Genomic DNA, 19,822 nt, shown 5'->3' with positions numbered 1-19,822 from the left:
ACCTCCGTCATGGCCCTCGCCGTGGTCATGATGCTCCCGCCGGTCATCGTCTTCGCCACCCTGAACAAATACTTCAGCGTCGGCGGCATCGGCGGATCCCTCGCCGGCCGCTAACCAGCGCCGCAACGGTTTATATCTGTTCATTCAAGGAGTTTCGATGACCGACACAATGCCCTTTGCCGCAGTGTCCCTGACGACAGGGGCCGACTACTGGACGACGCCGGAAGCGCCGTGGATCGGCCTGAGGTCTTTGCGTTTCGCTGACGGGCCCCACGGCCTTCGGGTTCAGGACGACGAAAACCCTGACCACCTCGGACTCGAACGGAGCGCCCCTGCCACGTGCTTCCCGCCGGCCGTCACGCTCGCCTCGTCTTGGGACCCCGAACTCGTGCAGTCCGTCGGGGCTGCTCTTGGGCGCGAAGCTCGCACTGCCGGCGTTGATGTTGTGCTCGGACCGGGCCTGAACATCAAGCGCAGCCCGCTTTGCGGACGCAATTTCGAGTACTATTCCGAAGATCCGTTCCTCGCTGGCGTACTCGCGGCTGCGGCCGTTCGCGGTATCCAAAGTGAAGGTGTCGGCGCCTGCCTCAAGCATTTCGCAGCAAACAACCAGGAAACAGATCGTCTCCGCGTGAGCGCCGAGGTTGATGAACGGACGCTGCGTGAGGTGTACCTGCGCGCCTTCCAGGTCGCCCTCCGCGAGTCCAGCCCGTGGTCGATCATGTCCGCATACAACCGAATCAACGGTGTCTATGCCTCGGAGAATCGCTGGCTACTCACCGACGTGCTGCGAGGGGAATGGGACTACGACGGCGTCGTCGTGTCAGATTGGGGCGCCGTCCACGATCCCGTGGCGGCGGTTGACGCTGGCCTCGATGTTCGCATGCCTGGTCGACCGGACGATCCGCGTGTTGGTCTGGCCTTCGCCGAGGGGCGGGTTGACCGCGCGGCATTCGACCGTGTAGCAGAGCGGCTGATGCTCCTGGCTCAGCGGACGAAAATGAATGGCCCCGTAGCTGCAGTCGATACTAATGCGCACCACGAACTCGTACGTACTGCCGCCGCTCAGTCCACCGTACTGTTGGCAAACGATGGAACGCTGCCCCTCGACGTATCCGCAGGACTTCGCGTCGCGGTGGTTGGCGAGCTTGCCCGGACCCCGCGCTATCAGGGCGCCGGCAGCTCACGTGTCAACGCCTCCCTCACTGTTTCCGGGCTTGACGCGCTAACCACTCGGGTGGAAGCAGCAGGGGGAGCGGTGGAGTTCTCGCCCGGCTACAGTCTTGATCGGGTTGGCTCGTCGCCGATGATGCGTTCGGACGCAGTAGAAGCGGCGCAGCGGGCGGACATAGTTTTGCTTTTTCTGGGGCTGCCAGGAGGCTACGAGGCAGAGGGCGTGGACCGAGCATCCATCGATTTGCCCGATGACCAGCTTGCGCTCCTCTCTGACATGCAGGCGGTCGACACACCAAAAGTCGTAGCTCTCAGCAACGGCTCCGCGGTCACCACGGCGGCATGGCGCTCTTCGGTGAATGCCGTCGTCGAATTCTGGCTGACCGGCCAAGCTCACGGCGACACAGTTGCCGATGTCCTTCTCGGAGATTCTGAGCCTGGCGGTCGCCTTACTGAGTCGGTGCCGCTGCGGATCGAAGATACTCCGTCGTACCTCTCCTTCCCGGGGGAGGGTGGAACGGTCCGCTACGGTGAAGGCATCCACGTCGGATACCGCTACTACGATGCCCGGGATGTGGCGGTGGACTACCCGTTCGGACACGGACTCTCGTATACGACGTTCAGCTACTCCGACCTCAATGTGACTCCGCGTGCGCTCGAGGATGAGACCGCTTTCGACGTGGAGATCCGCCTCACCAACACCGGCACAAGAGAGGGATCGGACGTAGTCCAGGTGTACGTCACCGACCACAACAGCTCCGTCCAGACCCCACTCCGGGAGCTGCGCGGCTGGCGGAAGGTTCGTCTCGACGCCGGTGCCTCCGAAGTTGTCCGGATCGAGGTGCGCCGTGCCGACCTTGAGCATTGGCACGGGCGGCTTACCGGCTGGGCATACGAAGGCGGCCACGCCACCGTCCATGTCGGGGCATCATCCCGCGACCTCAGGATTTCAGCGGACATCGAGATCACAGGCGTGCCGCGCCCGGTGCGCCTCGACAACTGGTCCACTTTCGGCGATTTTTACGCTCACCCCGTCGCCGGGCCTAGACTGCGGGCGACCGCGGAAGTCCGTGGCGGGTTCCGCGGGCGCATCGGAGACCTGCTCGGAGACGAAGCGGGGCGTGTCAACGTGCTCAGTATGCCGCTGGCCACGATCGTCGAGTTTCCTGGCATCCCTCTGGAACCGGAAGATATCGACGCGTTTATCGAGGGCCAGGATGGATAGCCGGGTCCCGGATACGCAGGCAACCGCTATCAGGTCGCCAGAGTCTGCCGGATCCAGGCGATCTCGGCGCGGCTTGCGGCCTGGCCGATGGTGACCATTCCCTTGCGGTAGACGTCGTCTATTTCAGCCTTGCGCAGTGGCCGGCCATTTTCGTAGAAGAAGCTTGCCGGGGCCTCCAGGAACTCAAGCCGCCGTCGAAGTACCGCATGCTGATCTTCCACATCGGGAAGTTGGGATAGGAACGCAAGGATGACCATGAATCGTCCGAGGTCAGTAATGTCGCCTGCCGCTGCGCTGCGCAGTCGGCCCTCGAGGTCTTTCCTGCCATCTGGCGTCAGTTCGAGCGTGTGGCGCTGGGCGGCCCGGCCGCTCTCGATGCGGCGGACAACTGATCCTGAATTGATCAGCCGCTGAATGGCGGGATACAGGCTGCCGTCACTGATTTCACGGGCGAAACCGTATAGCTCGTTCATTTTCCGGCGCAGTTCGTAGCCGTGGAGCGGGCCCTCCGCCAGGAAGCCCAAAATCATCAGTTCCAGCACGAACGCCATGCTACATGACATGTATGTGTCGAAACGAGGTATTCACTCAGAGATACCTCGTTTCGAGGTATATGCTGAACGTCCCGCATTCGTCTCCGAAGGACCCTCATGCCGTCATCGCCTGTCGCAGGTACACCCAAACCGGCCATTTCCCGCGGCCGTCTTGCCATTGCCGTGGTCTCGACAGTTGTGGAGTGGTACGACTTCACGCTGTTCCTCTACCTGAGCTCGGTGCTTTCCCGGGTCTTCTTCGGGGACAGCCCGACGGGCGTCCTCATGACACTGGCGACGTTTGCTGTCTCCTATTTACTGAGGCCCGTTGGAGGCCTGGTGTTCGGCTATGTGGGGGACCGCTGGGGCAGGCGCCCGGTCCTTCTGGCGTCCATGGCGTTGATGTTCCTGGCCACGGCCGGGATGGCCGCATTGCCAACCTATGCCCAGGTCGGCGAATCGGCAGCAGTGTGGCTCCTTGCCCTGCGATGCCTCATGGCGTTCTCTGTTGGCGGCGAATACACAGGAGTCATGACCTACCTCCTCGAAAGCAGCCGTGCCAGGAATCGCGGCCTGGTCACCTCGTTGGCGGCTTCTGCCAGCGAAGTTGGCGCGTTGCTGGCTGCCGGTGTTTCGGCCCTGACAGTGACTGCATTGTCCGCACCGCAGGTCGAGGAGTGGGGCTGGCGGATCCCGTTCATTGTGGGCGGGGTACTTGCCGGACTGATTCTGGCTCTCAGGTCCGGGCTGCCGGAAACGCCGTTGTTCCTGCAAAGCCGATTGGTTACGCGGCAGCAGCCGTTGCCAGGTGTATTGCGGCGGCAGTGGCGGGCCATAATCCGTACGTTTATGATTTCGGGACTGTGCTCGGCTGCCTATTACGTGGGCATCATCTATCTGCCGACGTACCTGATCTCGGTCCGGAACTGGAGCGAATCTTCGGCCCTAGGGCTGGCGACGCTCGCGGCCGTCGTCGTCGTCCTTGCTTCCCCCGTGGCGGGTTGGCTGTCCGACCGGTACGGCCGACGGGCAACGCTGCTGATCCTTGCCATTGCGGCAGTCCTTCTTCCACTTCCGATGTTCGCTGCAGCCGGGCAAACGAACGCAGGCGCGGCAGTGGCGGCGGTAGTTGTCCTAGCGTGCCTCGCAGGCAGCCTCAGCGCGGTCGGGGCATCGGCGATCCCGGAGCAGTTCGAAGTCAGGGGCCGCTTGACTGCGTTGGCTATAGGCGGGACTGTTGCCACAACGATCTTTGGCGGGATTGCCCCGTACGCGGTGCAGACGCTCACGGAATCGACGGGTTGGCCGCTGGTGCCCGGGCTGCTGATCGCAGTCGTTGCACTCGCTGCCCTCCCGGCCATTCGGCGGGGTCCGGAGACAGCGGCTTCACAAGACCAGCAACCCGGGCCGATGCCAGTATCATCGCGCACCACAGCTGACGCAGACGCCCAAGGAGTGAAGGACCATGCCTGACATGATGCGTGCTGTCGTCCTCGACGGTCCCGGGGCACCGGACGCCCTCAAAATCCGTGATGTACCCCGGCCCGTTTCCAAGCCGGGGTGGGTTCTGATCGAGGTCCGCGCCTTCGGCTTGAACCGCTCTGAACTGCACTTCCGGCGCGGCCTGGGGTCGTTCGGGTCCTTTCCGCGTATTCCGGGCATCGAGGCGGCCGGGGTGGTTGTTGATGCCCCGGGCGGAGAGTTTACCTCCGGGACTCAGGTCGCAGCGCTGATGGGCGGCATGGGGCGGACTTTTGATGGCGGATACGCCGAGTACGTTTCGGTACCGGCCGCCAGCGTGATCCCGTTCGCGAGCACCCTTGACTGGCCCACCCTGGGTGCGGTTCCGGAAATGCTGCAGACCGCCTACGGCTCGTTGACTGTCGGCGTCAATGCCGCCCCGGGCAGCAGCTTGTTGATCCGGGGCGGCACATCCTCGATTGGTCTTGCTCTCATCGTCCTGGCGAAGCGCCGCGGCATCACGGTCCTCGCCACCACGAGGAACGCCAACAAGACTCAAGCGCTCCTCGACGTCGGAGCGGACCATGTCATTATCGACACCGGAAGTATCGCTGAGGAGGTGCGGACGATCTTCCCTGATGGAGTCGGCGGCGCCGTTGAGCTCGTGGGGGCCCCGACGTTGCGCGACACCCTCCGGGCCACTGCCGTCCACGGGACGGTGTGCTTTACGGGAATGCTTTCCGATGAGTGGACCGTGCCGGACTTCTACCCCATCGAGTACATCCCGAGTGGAGTTCGACTCACCGCTTACACCGGCGAAGCCGAGGACCTGCCCCAGGCTGTCCTGCAGGAGTTCCTGGACGCAGTCGCGTCGGGACAGGTCATCGTCCCGATCGGGAAGGTCTATTCCCTCGAGGGCATAGTGCAGGCGCATCAGGACATGGAGGACGGCTCCGTCACGGGAAAGCTGGTAGTCACGGTGGGCGGGCGCACCGACGCCCCCTCAGCACACTCGGAAGAAGGGAACGTCAATGAATGACCGGAAACTTCAGGTAACGGTATTCCACGCCTTGGACGGCCTGCCCGCGGGAGCGTCGATGAACTCCGTGACGGCGGAGAGTGTCAATGTTGCGGGGCGCCGTGCCCTTCGCGTCGGGCTGACCGAGGCCGCAGCCTCAGGGGTTCCCGGTGTTGACTACGTGGACCAGCCCACCTTTGTCCTCATTCCTGCGGACTTCAGGAACGGAATCGTCGAGGTCGACCTGCTGAGCCGGCTCGCAGACGGCGCGCCAGACTATGCGCGGGCGTTCGCGGGTCTTGCCTACCGGATCACGGAGAACCTGGAGAGCTTCGAAGCTGTGTATGTCCGGCCCCTCAACGGTGCCAAGGTAAATCCTCCGGGGCCCCGTGCCCAGCGGGCCGTGCAGTATTTCGCCTATCCGGAGTGGAACTTCGAACGCCTTCGCGAGGACTATCCGGACGGTCGCTACGAGGCGGGGGCCCGCATCGGTCCGGACGAATGGATCCGCCTGCGCATCGAGGTGCAGGACGGAAGATTGCGTGCCAGCGTCGATGGCATCCAGGTTCTGGATCTTGCTGAAACGAAGGGACCGGAAGCCCGCGGCGGTATCGGGCTTTTTGTTGACATCGGTACGGAGGCGTTCTTCTCCAACCTGTCCATCACTGCAGGGTGAGCCGTGGCGGCCGGCCGCGACGGCCGCCGTCGTTCATAGTTCGAAGCTTCCATGCTGCAGCGACCAGATGGAGCGCCGTTGCAATCGCACTCAACCCCGTCCGGCGCGGCCGTGGAACTACTCGTCCACCGTGCAGAAAGCGCGGACCCGCACTGATCTACTTGATGCTCTAGACGGCCCTGGTGGCGATCGATTAGACGATCGTCACGGCTGCGGTGCCGCCGATCGTGCGTGACATTGGTGGGTTCCCGTCTTTTCCGTGGCTGGCCCTGGACCTGTAACCAACGCCGAGGAAGACCGGCTGCTTGATCATGCCCGGGGACGGCCAATGTGCGGCACAGCGGAAAGCGTCAACCAACTCACGAAGCTGGCCATGACCCCAGAGTCCTGGCCAGCTTCATGAGTTTAGGCTCAGATCAGTTCCAGCCGATTCAGCTCCAATCGAAGAAGCCCTTGCCGGTCTTGCGGCCCAGTTCACCGCGGGCCACTCTGTCCCGGAGAATCTGCGGCGGGGCGAACCGCTCGCCCAACGTCTGGTGAAGGTAATTGGCGATGCCCAAGCGCACGTCCAGGCCCACCATGTCCGTGGTGCGCAGCGGTCCGGTGGGATGTTTGTAGCCGAGGACCATGGCGTTGTCGATGTCCTCGGCGGAGGCGACGCCTTCCTCGACCATGCGCATCGCTTCCAGGGCGATCGCCACGCCCAGCCGGGACGACGCGAAACCCGGGGCGTCGTTGACCACGACGGCGGTCTTGCCCAGCCCCAGGACCCAGGTGCGGGCCTGTTCGACGAGCTCGGGACGGGTCTGCTTGCCGATCACCACCTCAATCAGCGTGGACGCGGGGACGGGGTTGAAGAAGTGCAGTCCCAGGAAGTCCTGGGGCCGCGCCAGTTCCTCAGCCAGCCCGGACACGGACAGCGACGATGTGTTCGAGGCCAGCACGGTTCCCAGCGAGAGCTGCTCCTCGACCCCGCGGAGTGCTGCTACCTTCAACGCCCAGTCCTCCGGGACAGCCTCGACTACCAGTTCGCGGTCCCCGAAGGCTGCATAGTCCACAGAAACGGACAGGCGGGAAGCCAGCTCCTCGAGGTCGCCACCCTGAGGGTTGCGCTCCACCGTTTTCGCCGCGGAGGCCTTGACGCGCTCACGGCCCGCCTGGGCTGCGGCCTCGTCGCGTTCCACCACCACCACGTCTGCCCCGTTGATGAGGAACGCGTGGGCGATACCAGCGCCCATCCGGCCACCGCCCAGGACACCTACACGCGCCGGGAATCCTGCCGGCACTACTGGGTTGTTCATGACTTCTTCTTCCTGTCGAGGAACGCCTGCATACGGTCAAATTTGGCCTGGGACTCGAAAAGCATGCCTTGGGCCAGGGTGTCGATGACGGGATGGACCTCCCGTGGAGCCTGGAACACGGCCTTGGTGAGGCGTACGGCGAGGGGGTCCTGCGCCGCGATGGCGTCCGCCAGGGCGTGCGCCGCATCCAGCAGTGTCTCCGGTTCCACAAGTTCGGTGATCAGCCCTATGGCGAGGCAGTCCTCGCCGGTGAGGACTTTGCCGGTCAGCAGGATCTGCTTGGCCATTGGCTCGCCGACCAGCTCCTTCAGCCGCCAGGTGGCGCCGGCCGCGGCCAGGATGCCCAAATTTGTCTCGGGATTGCCCATCCGCAGCGCCGGAGTGCCGATGCGGAAGTCCGCTGCGTACGCCAGCTCGGCGCCGCCGCCGAGCGCAAAGCCGTCCAGGGCGGCAATGACCGGCATGGGCAGCTTCGCAATCCTGTCGAAGACTCTGGAGTTGATTCCCGCCAGGGCTTCGTCACGGCGCCGCTCGCGCAGCTGCGCGATGTCGGCCCCGGACGCGAAAACGGCCCGTGCTCCGGTGTCGGGGTCACAGGGAGTGCCGGAGAGGATCAGGATTTTCGGTGTGCTTTCCAGATGCGCGCACACGGCGTGCAACTCGTCCACCATTGCCTGGTCGATGGCGTTTTTCACTGGCGGCCGGTGCAGCCGGACCGCCAAACGGTCCTCCCGCTCCTCAACCAGCAGTGTGACGAAACCCGAGGCATCAAGGCGCGTGCCGGCGTCGTGCATTACCTCTGTCATCAGATGCCTTCGAGCAGCAATGCGGTGCCTTGTCCGACGCCGACGCACATAGTGGCGAGGCCGAGCTTGCCGCCGCGCGTGACTTCGTGTTCGAGGCGTCCGAGCAGGGTGATGACCAGGCGGGACCCGGAGGAGCCGAGCGGGTGGCCGAGGGCGATCGCGCCGCCGAGGTTGTTGACGGTGTCGGGTTCGAGCTTTAGTTCGCGCATGCAGGCCAGGGCCTGGGAGGCGAAGGCCTCGTTAAGCTCGACGGCGGCCAGGTCGGCTACCGTGAAACCGGCGCGGTCCAGGACCTTGCGGGTGGCCGGGACGGGGCCGATGCCCATGATTTCCTGGGCGACGCCGGCGGAGGCACCGTCGAGGATGCGGGCGCGGGGAGTGAGGCCGTACTTCTGCACGGCTGCCTCGGACGCCACGATGATTGCCGAGGCGCCGTCGTTGAGGGTCGAGGCGTTGCCGGCGGTGACCACGCTGCCGCCCCTGACTACCGGGCGCAGGCCGGCGAGGACGTCCTGGGACGTTCCGGGGCGGGGTCCTTCATCGGTATCCACGATGGTTTCTGTGCCCTTGCGGCCCTTGACCGTCACGGGGATGATTTCGTCGGCGAAGCGTCCGGCCTCGATCGCGGCGAGGGCGCGCTCGTGGGAACGGGCGGCGAAGGCGTCGCAATCCTCACGGGAAATGTTGTAGGCGCGGGCCACCTCCTCCGCGGTTTCGGGCATGGAGTAGGTGGCTTTGCCGTCGCGGGAGAGTTCCCCGGACAGGAAGGCGGGGTTGGGGAAGCGCCAGCCGATGGAGGTGTCCACCACGGCGCCGGGTTTGGCGAAGGGTTTGTCCGGCTTTTCCATGACCCATGGGGCGCGGGACATGGACTCGACGCCGCCTGCCACCACGATGTCCGCGGCGCCTGCCTTGACCATGTGGGAGGCCATGATGATGGCGCTCAGGCCGGAGGCGCAGAGGCGGTTGACGGTGATGCCGGGGACGGTGTCGGGGAAGCCGGCGAGCAGCCAGGCCATACGGGCGACGTTGCGGTTCTCCTCGCCGGCGCCGTTGGCGTTGCCGAGGATCACTTCGTCCACCACGGCTGGGTCAATGCCGGCGCGTTCGACGGCGGCCCGCACCGTGAGTGCGGCCAAATCGTCAGGCCGGACGGAACTCAGGGCGCCGCCGTAGCGGCCTACGGGGGTGCGGGCGCCGCCTATGAGGAATGCTTCGGGCATGGAAACTCCTTGGGTTTGGTATGGGGGAGGCGTGCGGTCAGCGGAAGGCTGAGATGCCGGTGATGTCGCGGCCTACCAGCAGTGCCTGGATGGAGTCGGTGCCCTCGTAGGTGGACACCACTTCCATGTCCGTCAAGTGGCGGGCGACGTGGTTTTCGAGCAGCAGGCCGTTGCCGGCAAGGAGTTCACGCGCCTCGTTGCAGATCCATTTGCCCTTCTGGGAGGTGGACATCTTGACCATGGACGCCATGGCGTTTGTCAGGAGGCCCTGGTCGGCAAGTTCCGCCATGCGATTGCACATCAGCTGCATCGCCGTGAGCTCGCTGAGCATGTTCGCCAGGCGGTGTTGCACCAGCTGGTACCCGGCGATCGGGTTGCCGAACTGTTCACGTTTCGCGGCGTAGTCCACGGCGATCTCGAAGCATGCCATGGCGTGGCCTACGGCTTCCCAGGCGGCGCCGCCGCGGGTTGCCTGGAGCACGCGGGAGACGTCCGCGAAGGACCTGCAGTTCTCCAGCCGGTTCGTTTCCTGGATCCGCATGTTGTCGATGATGATGTCGGCCTGGAGGATGGCGCGCTTGCCGATTTTGCCGGTGATGACGGTGGGGTTGTAGCCCTCCGGGTGGTTGCCCTCCGCGTCCTTCTCGACGACGAAGGCGTTGACCTTGCCGTCCTCAGTGTTGCGGGCAAACAGCACGATGACATCGGCGGCGTGGCCGTTGCCGATCCAGCGCTTGTGGCCGTTGATTACCCAGGTGTCGCCGTCGCGGGTTGCGCTGGTTTCCAGGGCCACCGAGTCGGACCCGTGGTCCGGTTCGGTCAAGGCGAAGGCGCCGGTCTTCTTGAGCTTGGCCATGTCCGGGAGCCAGCGCTGCCGCTGCTCATCGGTGCCGAGCATGTTCAGTGCGCCCATGCAAAGGTTGGAGTGCACGCCCAGGAACGTGTTGATGCTTCCATCGGCCCGGGCCATCTCCCGGGCCACCATGCCGGCGGCCTTCCGGCTCATTCCCGGGCATCCGTACCCCTGAATGTAGGTCCCGATGATGCCGAGCTCTGCGAGGCCGGGGAGCAGTTCGTTCGGGAACTCCGCCCGTTCCCAGTAGTCGTTGATGATGGGAAGGACCCGGTTCTCGGCAAAGTCGCGGACCTTGTCCCGGATCGCCGTCTCTTCGGGGGTGAGCTGTTCGTCGAGGTGGAAGTAGTCCGAAGTGGCGGCGGCACGGGTAGTTGTGGTGGTGGTCATGATGAGTCCTTTTGATGGTCCGTGGACGGATGCCGGGGTGGTTGGTGGCTGCTTCGGGGGAGGGCTAGCGTTGCGGCACAGACTGCAGCCACCCGAGGATGTCCCCGCGGTCGGCATCGATGCCGGGCGGCACGAGGTCGTAGCTGGCGGGCGTCGCCGAGAACGTGATCGGGTTGCGGACGCCGGGGATGGCTCCTTCACCGGATCCCACTTCAACCACCGGTTCCAGCCCGAGGCGATCCGCGAACTCGAAGCCGCCACGCACGTCGTTGATCGGGGCGCACGGTAGCCCTGACTCGGTGAAGATGTCGAACCATTCGGAAGCGGGCTTCGTGGCCAGCAACTCCACCAGAAGCGGACGCAGGGCCTTGCGGTTGTGGCTGCGGTCCGGCGGCGTGCCAAACCTCGGGTCCGTGGCGAGGTGCGGCGCGCCCAGAACACCGCACAGGGTACGGAATTGGCGGTCGTTGCCGATGGCCAGGACGATCTCCCCGTCAGCGGTGGGGAGCGGCTCGTAGGGGTAGATGCTGGGGTGCTCGTTACCCATACGGGTGGGCACGTTGCCGCTGAGCAGGAAGCCCGCAGTCTGGTTGACCATGCCGGACAGGGCCGAGGACATGAGGTTCACCTCGATGCGCTGGCCGCGGCCGCTCTGGCTCCGCTCGTGCAGCGCGGACAGGACGCCGATCGCGGCATGGAGTCCGGTGATGACATCGAACACGGCCACACCCGACCGGTACGCGGGGAACTCCGGATCGCCGGTCAGGCTCATGAGGCCGGACATGGCCTGGACGAGCAGGTCGTAGCCCGGCAGGGTGGCGCCGCCGGCGGTGCCGAATCCGGTGATCGACGCATAGACCACGGCAGGGTTGAGTTCGGCGATGGAAGCGTAGTCCAGGCCGAAGCGGCTAAGCCCGCCGGGCTTGAAGTTCTCGATGACGACGTCGGCCCCCGCCGCAATGTTCCGCGCCGTGTCGATATCGTCCGTATCGCCGAAGTCCAAGGCGATGGATCTCTTGTTCCTGTTGATCGAAAGGTAGTACGTGGATTGGCCCTCGAAGACCGGGGGTTTCCACTCGCGTGTTTCGTCGCCGGCCGGGCTCTCCACCTTGATAACGGTGGCGCCCATGTCCGCCAAAAGCATGGTGCAGTAGGGGCCGGCCAGCACACGACTGAAGTCGGCAATGACGATTCCCGCCAGAGGCCCGCTGGCATCGCGACCGAAGGCGTCCCGGCGCACGCCTGCCGGTTGGCGGTCCTGGGCAGCCCCCGGCGCGGGGGGAGCTACGGTGCTCTGCAGTGTCATGGGTCCTCTTCCATAGGGGGATCTTTTTCACTATCCCATCGGCCATTACAGCGCGTCCAATACTTATTGAGCGTTGCATTATTGCAATTTCGGAAATAATGCCATTTTTGTCGCAGGCCGGTTCCACGATGGCATTACGCCGTGCGTAGACCGCCCGGTCCTTCTTCGTTTTCAGTTTCCTGGCTATCCGCTCGACGGGAGTCGCATCCGCCGGGGTCCTGCCCTTGGGCGACCCCGGCGCCAGGCGGTATGCCGAGCAAGGCAGATACGTGAGGCCGCTATGTCGGTCAAGTCTTGCGCCAGGCTCGGAGACGGCTGTTAGTTCCGATCATGCAGCACTAGACTCGCCGGACAACTGGGTGGACGAGAAATATTGGGGGACAGAATGGTCCAGGCCGTGCAGGTACTGCGGCAGTATGGCATCCGGCCCGAGGTCTGGGACTGGTACCGGGCACACGGCAGGGTACGCCCGGACCCGACGCCGCAGTACCGTGCTGCGACGCGGCGGGCCGCTCGTAGGTCCGTGGTACTGATCGTGTTGGTCGTTGTAGCTGTGGTGGTGGCCATGCCGGTGATCTACTGGATCGCCGTCCTTGTACACGTGAGCTTGTACCAGATGGCGCCGGTGACTCTGGGTGTGCTCTTGGCGGGAGTGGCACTGATCTTCGCGATCTTCGTCGCGTGGTCCGGTGCCGTGCGGGAGGCGCGGGAAGATGCGAGGCGGGAGGCCAACCGTGGCCGGATATTTGGTACCCCTGGTGGTGTTCTGGCCGCGGCTGAAAAGTTCGGTCGGGGTAGGGTTGAGGCGGGGGCGAGGGGTGAGGGTAGTACGGCGCTTCTGCTGGAACTTCTGCTGCGAATCCCGGGAACGTCCGTGTTCCACGGGCTGCAGTTCCCGGGACGCCAGGACTCTGATGTGGACCATGCGGTTGCATTCGGGAACGTTGTCTACCTTCTGGATTCCAAGCTCTATCGCTGGGGCCAGTACGAATGGCGCCCGGCCGGGGAGAAGGATCTGATTGTGCGCTCTGACGGGTACGGGCACGGCAAAGCGAACTGGATGCATGCCGCCGCCGCCGGATACCGGTCCCTGCTCGGGCCCGGGGTGGAAGTGATTCCCATGATCATGATTCACGGGCGCAGCACGTCCGTTGGGTCCACCAGCATCTCGGCCCACGGGGTGCACATGCTTACGGCCCGGGACGCGATGGAGCGCATAGGGGACACGATGGCGGGATCGCTCAACCAATGGCAGGACAATCCCGCAGTGCGTGCTGCCCTTCTCAGCAAGCTGAAGACGGGCTAAGGGCGGTGTTGCCTGGAGTGGGACAGAAGTGGGAGGGGCAATAATGGACCTCAGAGTTATTCTGGGGCCGGGGGTCGACCAAAAGAGGGTGTGCACAATGTGCACACTCTCGGCTTTGGATCGGGTCGTACTGGTGGCGGACTGGGTCGGATTCCGCATGTTTTCGGGACTTCCCAGTGTTTGCAAGGGCTGGAGTCCGGTTCGAGTCCCACCTCGGGCACGCATAACCCCTCGTCAGAGGGGTTTTTGCTTTAATGTGTGGACATTGACCCTCCGCGGGTTCCTCTGACGCTGTCCGCGGTTTTGGCCTGGCTCCGCGGTGGCCTGTTCGGTTGTGTGGGTGGCGGGGGCGGGTCTTGGCTGGTTGGCCCCGCGCCTGCTGGGATCTAAGCTATTTGGCGTCCTTTCTTGCTGTTTCCGGTGGCCAGTTGTTGGCCTTCACTCGTTCATGGCCAGTAATTGTGGTGACGACATGACGAAGCGGAATTTTCTTCGAGGATCGCCCTCGGATTGCTGCTTTCTTTAAGCCAGGCATACTGCGCTCGTCGAGCTTTTGTCCGGCCAAAGGGGGTGTGCACATTGTGCACGCGTTTGTGCACGGGCGGCCTGTCATCCTCATTGTTATCCCTTCCTCCTGGCTCTGCCTTCGCTAGTTCATGCAGGTCTCTGGTCCGGTCGACATGACTTTGCGGCCCGGATCAGAGGTTCTTGTGGGACCTTCCTGTCATCGGGCGCCTCTCTTGGCATATCTGTTGGCGGCGCAGGATCCGTCGACAGAGTGAAGGTGTGTGGGATACGGACTCTTCTTCCGTCAACCAGTCATCTCTGTCAATGAGGGGGGAGGGCGGCTTCGACATGACGATCTCAAGGCGCTCTCCGACCGTGCCAGTTCCGCGAGCCCACCCTCAGACGCTGGTGAATGGCTTTCAATCGGTATGCGACGGCATCCGCTGCGCGGTCCGCTTTTGTCGAGGGCGGCAGTCGTGTCTGTCAGATGTGTGCGTCGTTCTGATACACGGAGTCACCGCTGGGTTTGAGGGTCCGGAGTGCAACTTGGGGAACCGGGAGCGATCCAAAGTTTCGCGAGGAAATAAGCGACGCAGGAGCGCCCATCGAAACTTTGGATCATGAGCGGCGCGGAGCGCCCTGGTTGCGCGGAGGACCTGCCCAGCGATGATGGGGAGCAGAACGACAAGCAGCGATGTTGCTTCTGGTGGTTCATGGAGGCGGGGGAGCGCGGCGGCATGACGGACTAGGTTGTCCAGATGTTCTGTGTCACCAACTGGCTCGCATGGGTACGGCGTATGGGGCCGGGAGCTTCCAGACGACTCCTCGGGACCGGCCGGAGCAGACGCGAGAGGTCGACTGGGCGGCGGGAGCGCAGGCGTCGAGTCCTCATCCTGCTAAAAGAGCGACACGCCGCATAGCCGGTACGAAGAACTGCGGAGTCCCCTTGATGACCAGCCGCGATCCTAGCCCAATCTATTGAGGGACCACTCGTTCGCCGTTCTTGGCGGCAGGAATGCGTCTTGTTACTCGACGGGTGTCCGGACTCACAGATCCCTTGATCTGCCTACCACTGGGTGTCGGATTGGACTCTCAGAATCCAGCAGTTGGGTGTCAGGGAAAAGCACCTGGGGCCCAATCTTGCCGCATTTTGCGGCTCGTCTGACATCCAGTTGGGGTGTACTCCAGGTTGGATTGATTGCTCTTCAATGGTGGAAACGCGCCGAAGCGATCAGCCGCCTCGAAGCACTCTGGGGTGCCTGGGAGTTCCTGCGCCTGGACGGCAGCACGGGCATGGGCGTATGGTGGCGCGATCACGCAGACCACCACCACATGTCCGTGCTGCTCTCAACTGATGGGCCGTTTCGGGGCTGCAACCCGTCCTCCAAACCCTCAATCCGCAAGTTCGCTAGAGGGGTGTCGGCCGGCGCATCATGGGAGGAAACAGGCGACGTACACGAGAACTTGCGGAGGCGCAGGAGACTGCCGTGAAGGGGGTTGAGAATGCCCGGTACAGCGAAGTCGTCAGTCTCGTTACAAGCAGCTGCTGGATCATGAGACTCGCACGCGCAACGTCCCTCGCCACGGAAAACCTCACCATCGTCCAAGCTCGAACAGGAGCTGACGCCGGGCATCACAGCCTCTTTGGATCGTTTACGACGCTGCAACCTCAATGAAGAGATTGGCAAAGCGACTGCGCTGCCAGCGAGCGTAAATCATCCACAAGGGGGTTGTGGTGTCATCCGAGTCGATATCCACGGCCACAACCAGACCGTGGACTTTTCCCGAAATCGACGGGCGCCCCAATTCGGCGAGTTCGGCGTGACTTCGCACACGATCACTGACCGCGACGCCTTTCGACAGGAAATTGAGCGCGTCCGCGAGCAGGGGTATGCCCTTCAGGACCATGAAAGTGAGATGCAGCTTGTAGCCCTCGCTGTTCCAGTTACGGACTCCGCCGGGAACACCCTGGCCGTCCTCGCCGTGGCCGCCCCCGCATTCCGCCTCTCTGCTCAGGAGCTCCCGGCCCTGGTTCCGGTATTGCGGAAAGCAGCGGAGGAATTGTCGGCCAGACTGCCCCAGTAAACATCCGTCCGGAGAGCCGCCGTGGGTGCATCCGCAGCCACCCGGCCATCAGCATCCACTTCACGGTGACTTGCCATCGATTCCTTCTGTTTCCACCGATACTTCGGCGAGGTTTACGCAGGCCTGGAGACAGCTCCCGAGACATCCTGGTCCATCGACACTTTTGTCGATTTCGCCCAGATCCAGGCCGTGCAAGGCATTTCGATCGAGCACTTCATGGTCCCCGACATTTCAAGTCTCACCCTCGCCCGGCTGCGGGAGAGAGTGGAGGCGGCGGACCTTGAACTGGTCTGGGCTTGGGGCACCCCAACGGACTGTCGTCCGGCGCGGATCCCGAGGCACTGAAGGATCTCTTGCTGCATATCAATGTCGCTGCCGAATTGGGTGCGACCGTCATGCGTATCTGTGCGGGCGGTCGCAACACGCGACTGCAGGACTGGAACCAGCACCGCCGGCTCCTGATACCCCGCTGGCGGGTGCCGCCGAATATGCCGCAGCCGCAGGCATCACATTGGCTCTCGAAAATCATGCCGATCTACACGCTAACGAAATGCTGGAACTACTGACAACGATTGATAACCCGCACCTTGGCATCTGCCTTGACACCCCTAACAACCTCCGCATGTTTGACGACCCCGCCCTGGTGGTAGAGGCCCTAGCGCCCCACGCAAAGGCTGTCCACCTCAAAGACGTCGCTGCCTACCGCGGACCCAAAAACCTTCGGATTTTGGCCGAGCGTTCCACTGGGCGAAGGACTAATCGATATCCCGCACGCGCTCCGCGACCTGAAGAATGCTGGCTACAAGGGGCTGCTGGCCGTGGAGATAGACTTCCTCAAACCGGGTTCCGGCGATGAGATGACGACGGCAGCAAGATGCCTCAACTACCTTGAATCACTTCTCGAATCCCATCATGAAACTGTTGTGGGAAGGGCAGAATGAGCACTTCTTCTAAGCCGGCAGACATACCCGCTGCAGACATACCCGCTAGGGAGGAATTCTTCCGCCGAGCCGTAGGAAGCGCTGATCTCCGCTATCGGTTGCAGGAACGGACTTACAGACTGCGGTAGTGACAGAATGCCGGGCCTGGTGACCGCGTCATCCCTCACGGGCAGACCGTAATTTCAGATCCCTTCAGCGATAGTGCACAATTTGGCAGACTCTTCGCGGGGAGCGGTGCAGGAAGGAACTGCTACGTGAGTCCTTAGTGCGGTTAACGGGCTACGTCGTTATCGAGCTCAAGACGGGCAAGTTCCAGCCCGAGTACGCCGGAAAACTCAACTTCTACGTCGCTCTCGTCGATGACCTGCTGCGCCGGGAATACCACAACCAAACCCTCGGCATCCTGATCTGCGGCACTAAAAACGACCGTAGCGTTCGCTACAGCCTGGGCAGCTCCACGTCCCCCATGGCGTAGCTGCCTACACCTACGACAAGCTTCCCGAAGCCGAACAACAAGCTCTCCCAAACGAGAGACACCTTGTCGCCGCCCTGGAATGGACTGAACCCGCTGAGGTCGAGGAGACCAGCTGGCGGCTCCACCACCAGGGCCGATATCTGGCCTTTAAGGCTACCGCGCTGAACGGGCCCCCAGCTTGCTTTCAGCCCACGCTGCGGCCTGGAGGCGTTCGTGAATGACGGCTTCTTGACGTGTGCGCATAATCACATTATGGTTGACCCTAATCCTTTAGGTAACGCGAAAGAGATTTCGCCGAACCTTTCCCCTAAACGATTAGGAGGCGATCGAGCAAGTGGCAAAGAAACCCACGTTGCGGGACCTGAGCGAAGTGACGGGCCTGTCTTCCTACACGGTTTCCCGGGCGTTGAGCAACGGCGCGGATGTCTCGGACGCGAGCCGGAAGCTCGTATTGAAGGCCGCCCGGGAGCTTGGTTACGTTCCGAACCGCGCCGCGCAGGAACTCCGCAAGAAAACGCGCAGTTCCATCGCCGTCATTACGGCGAGTACCTCAAACTATTACTACCTGGACCTCATGAAGGGCATCCAGCGGGTCCTGCGCGGATCCAACCGCAATGCCGTCGTCGCAGACATCGCCGCAGAGGGCGTCTACACGGCCGAGGTGGAAGATGCCACTGTTCAGGACCTGATCCAGTCGCGGACTGCCGGCATTATCACGACACTGACGTTGAGCACGGAAAACATCAAGCTCCTCGAAAGCTGGGACATCCCGGTGGTGTTCGTGGACTCGGCACCACCGGTGGACGCGACTCGAGTTCCGAGCATCCTGACCGACAACTTTGCGGCCAGCATGAAAGCCGGAGCGCACCTGGCCCAGCACGGCTATACGGACTGGCTTTTCCTGGCCTATCCGGGCCGCTGGTCCACCCGTGCAGAGCGGGAGCGCGGCCTCCGTGAGGCCGCCGCCAAGCACGGTGCTTCACTTCGGGTGCTAGAGACCGAAAACGACTCCGAATCGGCGCATCGGTCGCTATGGGCCCACCTGGATGCTCCCGGACAGGCTCTGCCGAGGGCGATCATTGCGGGAAACAACCCCCTGCTCCACGGTGTCCTCACCGTGCTCCAGCAACGCGGGATCGCTGTTCCCGATCAGGTGGCACTCATTGCCTTCGACGAATTTGCCTGGGCCCCCTTGCTGGATCCGCCGCTGACGGTGGTGGATGAGGACAGCGAATCCATCGGCGTTCTCGCCGCCCAGACGCTGACCCGAATCCTTGACGGACAAATCGATGCCGAACGGCGCGGTGTGCCTCCTACACCCGACTACCGCCCCGAGGACCGGCGGGAGGTGAGCGCCGACCTGATCGTGCGGCGGTCCTGCGGCTGCTGAGGCGAACCTGGTTCGACAAAAGATGATCCCGCCGAAGGTGATCATGTCCGAACCGAACCGAAAGATCCCGGCCCCAAAGGGAGCCGACACAACACCTACCAATTATTTCACCGACCTACCGGCTTCACGACGGCCGGCAGGTTCCGGTTCAAAGGAGATCCGACAATGAATCAACTCGCCAAGAAGTCCGCAATCTTCGCCGCCAGCGCAACACTGGCCGCGCTCAGCCTGACCGCCTGCAGCTCCGGCGACGCGCAGCCCGCTGCCAATAAGCCGAAGAAAATCGAGAAAATCGGGCTCATGGTGCAGGACATGTCCAACCCCTTCTTTTCGGCCATGGACAAGGGAGCCAAGGAAGCCGCCGCGAAGATCGGCGCGACGTCCAACACCCAGGATGCGCAGCTTGACCTGGCTAACCAGAATTCCCAGATCGACACCTTCATTCAACAAGGCGTGAACCTGATCGTCATCAGTGCCGTGGATGAAAGCGGCATCCAGCCGGCGATTGAACGTGCGAAGCAGGCCGGGATCATCGTCATCGCCGTGGACACCCCGGCCAAGAGCGCCGATGCAGTGGTGATGACCAACGCCGTGCAGGCGGGCGAAAAATCCTGCCAGTACCTGTTCGAGCAGATGGGGGGCAAGGGCAACGTTCTCATGGTGGACGGAACCCCGCTCCAGACGATCCGTGACCGGATCACCGGATGCAAGAACGTCGTGAAGAAATTCCCCGACATCAAGGTTGTCGGTCAGCAGGCCTCAAAGAACGACCGAGCCTCCGGTCTGGCCGTGACCACCGACATGCTCACTGCCACCCCGGATGTTCAGGGGATCTTCGGCATGAACGACCCCTCGGCCCTCGGCGCCGTGCTGGCGGTCCAGCAGGCCCACAAGGGCGGCACCGTTAAGGTCACCGGCGTGGACGGAAGCCCGGAGTCCGTGGCCGAACTCAAGCAGGCCGGATCGCCCTTCATTGGGACCGCTACGCAGAACCCCGCCGAGATGGTCCGCAAGGCCGTCGAGGTCGCCCAGAACATCATCGACAACAAGCCCCCGACGGAGACCACGATCCTGATTCCGAGTGAACTGGTGACCCGGGACACCGTTAGCCAATACAAAGGCTGGTAACGCTCCACCATCGCTGTGTGGGGCT

General features: G+C 63.3%; 17 protein-coding genes and 4 pseudogenes. 14 read left to right on the top strand and 7 right to left on the bottom strand.

Annotated features, from left to right (window positions below; all coding sequences use genetic code 11):
* Together ACFVWT_RS08735 and ACFVWT_RS08730 are read left to right on the top strand one after the other, a co-directional pair.
* Positions 1–114: pseudogene (locus ACFVWT_RS08735) on the top strand (carbohydrate ABC transporter permease); the annotation flags it as partial.
* Between the two features lie 43 nt (positions 115–157).
* Positions 158–2,398, top strand: a complete 2,241-nt coding sequence (locus ACFVWT_RS08730; protein WP_390247003.1) for a glycoside hydrolase family 3 C-terminal domain-containing protein — start codon at positions 158–160, stop codon at positions 2,396–2,398.
* Between the two features lie 29 nt (positions 2,399–2,427).
* Here ACFVWT_RS08730 and ACFVWT_RS08725 read toward each other — a convergent pair whose 3' ends face one another.
* Positions 2,428–2,940, bottom strand: a complete 513-nt coding sequence (locus ACFVWT_RS08725) for a PadR family transcriptional regulator (protein WP_390247001.1) — start codon at positions 2,938–2,940, stop codon at positions 2,428–2,430.
* Positions 2,941–3,048: 108 nt separating this feature from the next.
* Here ACFVWT_RS08725 and ACFVWT_RS08720 point away from each other — a divergent pair, with 108 nt between their 5' ends.
* The 4 genes and pseudogenes from ACFVWT_RS08720 to ACFVWT_RS08705 all read left to right on the top strand — a co-directional run.
* Positions 3,049–4,404 carry an MFS transporter gene (locus tag ACFVWT_RS08720; RefSeq protein WP_390246999.1) on the top strand — a complete coding sequence of 452 codons (1,356 nt, stop codon included), beginning with the start codon at positions 3,049–3,051 and terminating at the stop codon, positions 4,402–4,404.
* Entirely contained in the window at positions 4,397–5,431 is a 1,035-nt protein-coding gene (locus ACFVWT_RS08715) for a zinc-binding alcohol dehydrogenase family protein (protein ID WP_390246997.1), read from the top strand. The genes ACFVWT_RS08720 and ACFVWT_RS08715 overlap by 8 nt, the downstream gene beginning before the upstream one ends.
* The gene (locus ACFVWT_RS08710) at positions 5,424–6,086 is read left to right on the top strand and encodes a family 16 glycoside hydrolase (protein ID WP_390246995.1); all 663 of its coding nucleotides are present in this window, start codon (positions 5,424–5,426) and stop codon (positions 6,084–6,086) included. The genes ACFVWT_RS08715 and ACFVWT_RS08710 overlap by 8 nt, the downstream gene beginning before the upstream one ends.
* Before the next feature lie 83 nt (positions 6,087–6,169).
* Positions 6,170–6,352, top strand: a pseudogene (locus ACFVWT_RS08705) (hypothetical protein); the annotation flags it as partial.
* A gap of 165 nt (positions 6,353–6,517) precedes the next feature.
* Here the strand turns inward: ACFVWT_RS08705 and ACFVWT_RS08700 are convergent.
* The 5 genes from ACFVWT_RS08700 to ACFVWT_RS08680 all read right to left on the bottom strand — a co-directional run bounded on the left by ACFVWT_RS08700 (position 6,518) and on the right by ACFVWT_RS08680 (position 11,965).
* Positions 6,518–7,387: a 3-hydroxyacyl-CoA dehydrogenase family protein gene (locus tag ACFVWT_RS08700; RefSeq protein WP_390246993.1), complete on the bottom strand. Its 870-nt coding sequence runs from the start codon at positions 7,385–7,387 to the stop codon at positions 6,518–6,520.
* Positions 7,384–8,193 (bottom strand): enoyl-CoA hydratase/isomerase family protein, encoded by an 810-nt coding sequence (locus ACFVWT_RS08695; protein WP_390246991.1) that lies wholly within the window; start codon positions 8,191–8,193, stop codon positions 7,384–7,386. The genes ACFVWT_RS08700 and ACFVWT_RS08695 overlap by 4 nt, the downstream gene beginning before the upstream one ends.
* A complete protein-coding gene (locus ACFVWT_RS08690; protein WP_390246989.1) occupies positions 8,193–9,416 on the bottom strand; it encodes a thiolase family protein in 1,224 nt (407 codons plus the stop codon). Before ACFVWT_RS08690 ends, ACFVWT_RS08695 begins: the two co-directional genes overlap by 1 nt.
* A 37-nt stretch (positions 9,417–9,453) precedes the next feature.
* Positions 9,454–10,659: an acyl-CoA dehydrogenase family protein gene (locus ACFVWT_RS08685; protein WP_390246987.1), complete on the bottom strand. Its 1,206-nt coding sequence runs from the start codon at positions 10,657–10,659 to the stop codon at positions 9,454–9,456.
* Positions 10,660–10,723: 64 nt separating this feature from the next.
* Positions 10,724–11,965 (bottom strand): CaiB/BaiF CoA transferase family protein, encoded by a 1,242-nt coding sequence (locus ACFVWT_RS08680; RefSeq protein ID WP_390246985.1) that lies wholly within the window; start codon positions 11,963–11,965, stop codon positions 10,724–10,726.
* A gap of 385 nt (positions 11,966–12,350) precedes the next feature.
* Between ACFVWT_RS08680 and ACFVWT_RS08675 the strand changes: the two genes are divergently transcribed.
* Both ACFVWT_RS08675 and ACFVWT_RS08670 read left to right on the top strand, forming a co-directional pair.
* Complete coding sequence (locus tag ACFVWT_RS08675) at positions 12,351–13,271, top strand: hypothetical protein (protein ID WP_390246983.1); 921 nt, start codon at positions 12,351–12,353, stop codon at positions 13,269–13,271.
* A gap of 1,713 nt (positions 13,272–14,984) precedes the next feature.
* Positions 14,985–15,158, top strand: a pseudogene (locus ACFVWT_RS08670) (DUF4913 domain-containing protein); the annotation flags it as partial.
* Positions 15,159–15,431: 273 nt separating this feature from the next.
* On the opposite strand, the gene ACFVWT_RS08665 reads toward ACFVWT_RS08670, so the two are convergent.
* A complete protein-coding gene (locus tag ACFVWT_RS08665; protein ID WP_390247149.1) occupies positions 15,432–15,686 on the bottom strand; it encodes a hypothetical protein in 255 nt (84 codons plus the stop codon).
* Between ACFVWT_RS08665 and ACFVWT_RS08660 the strand changes: the two genes are divergently transcribed.
* The 6 genes and pseudogenes from ACFVWT_RS08660 (at position 15,600) to ACFVWT_RS08635 (ending at position 19,797) form a co-directional block, all read left to right on the top strand.
* Entirely contained in the window at positions 15,600–15,863 is a 264-nt protein-coding gene (locus tag ACFVWT_RS08660; RefSeq protein WP_390246981.1) for an IclR family transcriptional regulator C-terminal domain-containing protein, read from the top strand. The genes ACFVWT_RS08665 and ACFVWT_RS08660 overlap by 87 nt on opposite strands.
* 296 nt (positions 15,864–16,159) lie before the next feature.
* Positions 16,160–16,429: a hypothetical protein gene (locus tag ACFVWT_RS08655; protein WP_390247147.1), complete on the top strand. Its 270-nt coding sequence runs from the start codon at positions 16,160–16,162 to the stop codon at positions 16,427–16,429.
* Positions 16,375–16,719 carry a sugar phosphate isomerase/epimerase family protein gene (locus tag ACFVWT_RS08650; RefSeq protein WP_390246979.1) on the top strand — a complete coding sequence of 115 codons (345 nt, stop codon included), beginning with the start codon at positions 16,375–16,377 and terminating at the stop codon, positions 16,717–16,719. Before ACFVWT_RS08655 ends, ACFVWT_RS08650 begins: the two co-directional genes overlap by 55 nt.
* 365 nt (positions 16,720–17,084) lie before the next feature.
* Positions 17,085–17,374: pseudogene (locus ACFVWT_RS08645) on the top strand (PDDEXK nuclease domain-containing protein); the annotation flags it as partial.
* 239 nt (positions 17,375–17,613) lie between these two features.
* A complete protein-coding gene (locus tag ACFVWT_RS08640; RefSeq protein WP_390246977.1) occupies positions 17,614–18,669 on the top strand; it encodes a LacI family DNA-binding transcriptional regulator in 1,056 nt (351 codons plus the stop codon).
* Between the two features lie 165 nt (positions 18,670–18,834).
* A complete protein-coding gene (locus ACFVWT_RS08635) occupies positions 18,835–19,797 on the top strand; it encodes an ABC transporter substrate-binding protein (protein ID WP_390246975.1) in 963 nt (320 codons plus the stop codon).
* The last annotated feature ends 25 nt before the right edge of the window (positions 19,798–19,822 follow it).

This window comes from Arthrobacter sp. NPDC058288 (genome assembly GCF_042880995.1).
Taxonomy (GTDB): Bacteria; Actinomycetota; Actinomycetes; order Actinomycetales; family Micrococcaceae; genus Arthrobacter.
Note: the sequence above shows the minus strand (reverse complement) of the source record. Positions and strands in the feature narration are given on the sequence as shown.